5 protein-coding genes are annotated in these 4835 nt (G+C 74.7%); all 5 read right to left on the bottom strand.

Annotation, left to right across the window (positions count from 1 at the left end):
* Positions 1 to 577: L-threonylcarbamoyladenylate synthase (locus VKG64_13200; GenBank protein ID HKB25998.1), on the bottom strand; the 577-nt coding region annotated here is incomplete at its 3' end.
* A complete protein-coding gene (gene purE, locus VKG64_13195; GenBank protein ID HKB25997.1) occupies positions 574 to 1113 on the bottom strand; it encodes a 5-(carboxyamino)imidazole ribonucleotide mutase in 540 nt (179 codons plus the stop codon). The genes purE and VKG64_13200, both read right to left, overlap by 4 nt.
* A 13-nt stretch (positions 1114 to 1126) precedes the next feature.
* Complete coding sequence (purD, locus tag VKG64_13190; protein ID HKB25996.1) at positions 1127 to 2416, bottom strand: phosphoribosylamine--glycine ligase; 1290 nt, start codon at positions 2414 to 2416, stop codon at positions 1127 to 1129.
* Between the two features lie 61 nt (positions 2417 to 2477).
* Positions 2478 to 3383 carry a tetratricopeptide repeat protein gene (locus VKG64_13185; protein HKB25995.1) on the bottom strand — a complete coding sequence of 302 codons (906 nt, stop codon included), beginning with the start codon at positions 3381 to 3383 and terminating at the stop codon, positions 2478 to 2480.
* 13 nt (positions 3384 to 3396) lie between these two features.
* Positions 3397 to 4835, bottom strand: a 1439-nt coding sequence (purH, locus tag VKG64_13180) for a bifunctional phosphoribosylaminoimidazolecarboxamide formyltransferase/IMP cyclohydrolase (GenBank protein HKB25994.1), incomplete at its 5' end; no start/stop codon positions are given.

The following is a 4835-nucleotide window of genomic DNA, read 5'->3' as shown; positions in this document are numbered from 1 at the left end:
CCGTCGTCGTGTCGAGGACCGTCGAGGGCTCGCCGCCCGAGGTCGGCCCGCCGTCGAGCACGAGCTCGATCCGGTCCCGAAAATACGCCAGCACCGCCTCGGCGGTGGTCGGGGGCGGCGCACCGCTCGCGTTGGCGCTCGGCGCCGTGACCGGCGCGCCGACGGCCCCCACCAGACCGCGCGCCACCGGATGAGGCGAGACGCGCACCCCGATCGTCCCCGTACCGGCGGTGACGTCCTTCGGCACGCCCGCGCGCGCCGGGACGACCAGCGTCAGGGCGCCCGGCCAGTGACGCGCGGCGAGCTCGCGCGCCGCGGGGCCGACATCGCCGACGCGCTCGGCCATGGCGAGCGAGTCCACGAGGACGAGGAGTGGCTTCGTCTCGGCCCTCCCCTTGAGGTCGAAGATCCGCCGGACGGCGGTGCGGTCGAGCGCCAGGGCGCCGAGACCGTAGAAGGTCTCCGTCGGAAACGCGACGAGCCCGCCGTCGCGCAGGACCGCCGCCGCATCGTCGAGCGCCGCGGCGTCGGGCCGCCGCGGGTCCACGGAGACGACGCGGGTGGGCCGCGCCGTCACGTCCCCCGCTGCTTCATCGTATCCGCGACCCGGCGCGCCCGCTCGTCCACCTCGGCGGCGAGCTTGTCTCGGTAGGCGGCGACCCGCTTCGCGAGCGCCGGATCGCCGGACGCGAGGATCTGGGCCGCGAGGAGCCCGGCGTTCGCCGCCCCCCACGCGCCGATCGCCACCGTCGCGACGGGAACGCCCTTCGGCATCTGGGCGATCGAGAGGAGCGCGTCGAGGCCGCCGAGCGGCGTGGCGGCGAGCGGCACCCCGATCACCGGCAGCGGCGAGAGCGAGGCGAGGACGCCGGGGAGCGCCGCGGCGCCTCCCGCGCCGGCGATGAGCACGCCGATCCCGCGCGTGTGGGCGGTCGTCGCGTACTCCCGCGTGCGGTCGGGCGTGCGGTGGGCGGAGGCGACGACGACCTCGCTGCCGACCTCGAGCGCGTCGAGGACCTTCACCGCCTCGAGCATCACCTCCAGGTCCGAGTCGCTGCCGAGCACGATACCGACGCGCGCGGGTCCCTTCACGGCTGTCTCCTTTCGAACCATTGAACCGCTCGCCTCACCGCCGCGGCGGCGCTTCGGCTCGCACCGCCCTCCTCCCGATGTCGGTGCGGTAGTGCATTCCCTCGAAGCGGATCTCCGCGACGCCAGCGTACGCGGCGGCGATCGCCGCGGTGAGATCGTCGGCGAGCGCCGTGACGCCCAGCACGCGGCCGCCCGCCGTCACGAGCCGGCCGTCGCTGAGCGTCGTGCCCGAGTGGAAGACCGACACCCCGGGCTTCGCCTCGGCCCGCTCGACGCCCTCGATGGGCATCCCCGTCCGGTACCCGCCGGGATAGCCGCCCGAGGCCACCGTCACGCAGACCGAGGCGCCGGGGGGCCACGGCCGCGTCTCGGGCCACGCCTCGCCCCGCGCGGCCGCGAGGAGCAGCGGCAGGAGATCGCCCGGGGCGCGCAGCATCAGCGCCTGACACTCGGGATCGCCGAAGCGGCAGTTGAACTCGATGACCTTCGGCCCCTCGGCGGTCAGCATGAGGCCGGCGTAGAGGACGCCGCGGTAGGGCGCGCCTTCCTTGCCGAGCGCGGCGATGGTCGGTCGCACGATCGTCTCCAGCACGCGCCGCTCGAGTTCGGGACCGAACGAGGCCACGGGCGAGTAGGCGCCCATGCCGCCCGTGTTCGGGCCCCGGTCGCCGTCGAAGACCGTCTTGTGGTCCTGGGCCGCGCCGAATGGGAGCACTTCCTCTCCGTTCGCGAGAACGAAGTACGAGAGCTCCTCGCCGGTCAGCAACTCTTCGACGACGACCGTGGCGCCGGCCGCGCCGAAGGTCTGGCGCTCCATGCACGCGGCCACCGCGTCGTCCGCTTCGGCGAGCGTCCGGCAGACGATCGCGCCCTTGCCGGCGGCGAGACCGTCGGCCTTGACGACCAGCGGCGCGCCGAACTCGCGGCAGTATCGCCGCGCGCTCTCGGGCGTCTGGAAGGTCCCGAAGCGGGCGGTCGGGATCCCGTGGCGCGCCATCAGGTCCTTCGCGAACGCCTTCGAGCCCTCGATCGCCGCCGCGCGCGCGCTCGGGCCGAAGACGCCCAGGCCGGCCGCGACGAGCCGGTCGGCGAGCCCCGCGACGAGCGGCGCCTCGGGCCCGACGACGACCAGGTCCGGGCGCTCGCTGATCGCGAGCGCCACCAACTCCGCGACGGCGTCGGCCGCCACCGGCACGCACCGCGCGTGGCGCGCGATCCCCGGGTTGCCGGGCGCGGCGACGATCGAGGTGGCGAGCGGGCTCCGGGCGATCTTCCACGCGAGCGCGTGCTCGCGACCGCCGCCGCCGACGAGGAGGATCTTCATCTTTCGCTCGCCTCGGACGGCGGGGCCCCCGCCCCGCGACGTCCTGCGGCTCGCCCTGCCATCATTCGGACACGCCCTTCTCGGGCGGCTCGACCAGCTCGAGGTGCGCCCGCGCGATCCGCGCCCACGGGCTGCCCGCGTCGAGTTCGAGGTAGCGCTGCCAGTGCCGCACCGCCTCGTCGCCGCGTCCGGCGCGCGAGAGGGCGCCGGCCAGGTTGAAGTGGGCGTCGGCGTAGTCCGGCGAGAGGTCGAGGGCCGTTCTGTAGTCCTCGATCGCGTCCTCGATGGCGCCGCGGTCCTCGTGCAGGGAGCCGAGATTGTAGACCGCCTCGCAGCAGCGCGGGTCCTGCGCGAGTGCCGCGCGGTACGCCTCCTCGGCCTGATGGTGGCGCCCCATCCGGTGGAGCAGGAGCCCGAGGTTGTTCCACGCCGCGGCGTAGGTCGGGTCGATCGTCACGACACGCCGGTACGCGTCGATCGCGTCCTCCCACTGCGCGGGATCGCCGTCCCACTCGCTGGCGCGCTCGAACCACGTCTCCGCCTGCTCGACGGGCGGCGCGAGCGGCCTCACGAGTCCTGTCCGGAGTGTCGCCGTCGCGGCGGCCTCGAGGCCCCCGGAGTCGAGCCCCAGCACGAGCTGGCCGCTCCGCGGGTCGAACCTCACGCGGTCGGACTCCGCGAGGAGCCGCTCGCCGTCGAGGACCAGGCGCAGCTCGGCGAGCGGCTGCTCGAGCCCCGGGTCCTGACGGCGGAGCGCGGCCAGCGCCTGCTTGATCTGCCGCACCGACGCGCCCGCGTCGAGGAGCGCGCTCGCGGCCCGCAGCGCCAGGAGGTCGCGGAAGGTGTAGCCGAAGTCGCCGCGCAGGAGGTCGAGCCGGCGGAGCTGGCCGGCGCGCTTCGGCGTGAGGGTGAGGATGCGCGTGAGCTCCCGCATGCCGTAGACGCGCTCGGGATGCGGCTTGGTCATCGCCCGCCCCCGGCTAGTGGCGGAAGTGCCGGATGCCCGTCAGGACCATCGCCATGCCGTGCTCGTCGGCCGCGCGCACGACCTCCTCGTCACGGAGCGAGCCGCCCGGATGGATCACGGCCGTCGCGCCCGCCTTCGCGACCACGTCGAGGCCGTCGCGGAACGGGAAGAAGGCGTCGGAGGCGCAGACGCTGCCGCGCGTCTCGAGCCCGAGCTCCTGCGCCCGCATGACGGCGAGGCGCGCCGAGTCCACGCGGTTCATCTGGCCGGCGCCGACCCCCACCACCTGCCCCTGCGTGGCGAGGACGATCGCGTTCGACTTCGCGTGCTTGGCGACGCGCCAGGCGAAGGTGAGCGCGGCGAGCTCGGCCGCCGTCGGCTGCCGTCTCGAGACCGTCTTGAGCGCGTCCGGGTCCAGGTCGGTCAGGTCCGCCGTCTGGGCGAGGAGCCCGCCCCAGACGCTCCGGTACTCGACCGCCCGCGGCGGCAGGCTCGCGCGGTCGCACGGCACCTCGAAGACCCGCGCCTTCTTCTTCGTGCGCCGGAGCTCCTCGAGAGCGTCGGGCGCGTAGCCGGGGGCGAAGAGGATCTCGACGAAGATCCCGCCGAGCTCCTGGACGACCGCCATGTCGAGCGTCCGGTTGACGCCGACGATGCCGCCGTAGATCGAGACCGGGTCGCACGCCTTCGCGCGCGCCATCGCCTCGCCCGGGCTCGCGCCGAGCGCGACGCCGCACGGGTTCATGTGCTTGATGACGACGGCCGCGGGCTCCTCGAACTCGAGGAGGAGGCCGAGGGCCGCCGAGAAGTCGAGGAGGTTGTTGTAGCCGAGCTCGGGGCCGTGGAGCTGCCGCATCGCCGCAAGCCCCGCGCGCGGGCCGTCGAGCGGCGTGTAGAAGGCGGCCGACTGGTGGGGGTTCTCGCCGTAGCGGAGGGCGAGCGCCCGCTCGGCGTCGAGGCGCAGCCGCGCCGGCAGCTCGTCCGACGCCGCCGGCGCCGCGCCCGTCGCCGCCGGCGCGCGGAGATAGGCCGCGATCGCCGCGTCGTACTGGGCGGTCCGCCTGAAGGCCTCCTGGGCGAGCCGGTAGCGCGTGGCGTCCGAGAGCTCTCCCCCGCGGGTCCTGAGCTCGTCGAGCACGAGCGCGTACTGGGCGGGATCCGTCACGACGCCCACGCCCGCGTGGTTCTTGGCCGCGGCCCGGATCATCGCCGGGCCGCCCACGTCGATCTGCTCGATCGCCTCGGCGAGCGTCACGCCCGGCTTGGCCACCGTGGCCTCGAACGGATAGAGCGCGACGACGACGAGGTCGATCGGCGGGATGCCGTGCTTCGCGAGCGCCTCGAGATGCGTGGGCGCGTCGCGGCGGGCGAGGATGCCGCCGTGGATCTTCGGGTGGAGCGTCTTCACCCGGCCGTCCAGCATCTCGGGGAAGCCGGTGACGTCGCTGACGT

This window comes from Candidatus Methylomirabilota bacterium, assembly GCA_035260325.1.
In the GTDB taxonomy this organism is placed as follows: Bacteria; Methylomirabilota; Methylomirabilia; order Rokubacteriales; family CSP1-6; genus AR19.
This window is presented reverse-complemented; position numbering and strand designations above follow the sequence as displayed.

Coding starts and splice junctions, on each gene's coding strand:
- purE (HKB25997.1), bottom strand. CDS start 1,113: ATGGTTCGAAAGGAGACAGCCGTGAAGGGACCCGCGCGCGTCGGTATC.
- purD (HKB25996.1), bottom strand. CDS start 2,416: ATGAAGATCCTCCTCGTCGGCGGCGGCGGTCGCGAGCACGCGCTCGCG.
- VKG64_13185 (HKB25995.1), bottom strand. CDS start 3,383: ATGACCAAGCCGCATCCCGAGCGCGTCTACGGCATGCGGGAGCTCACG.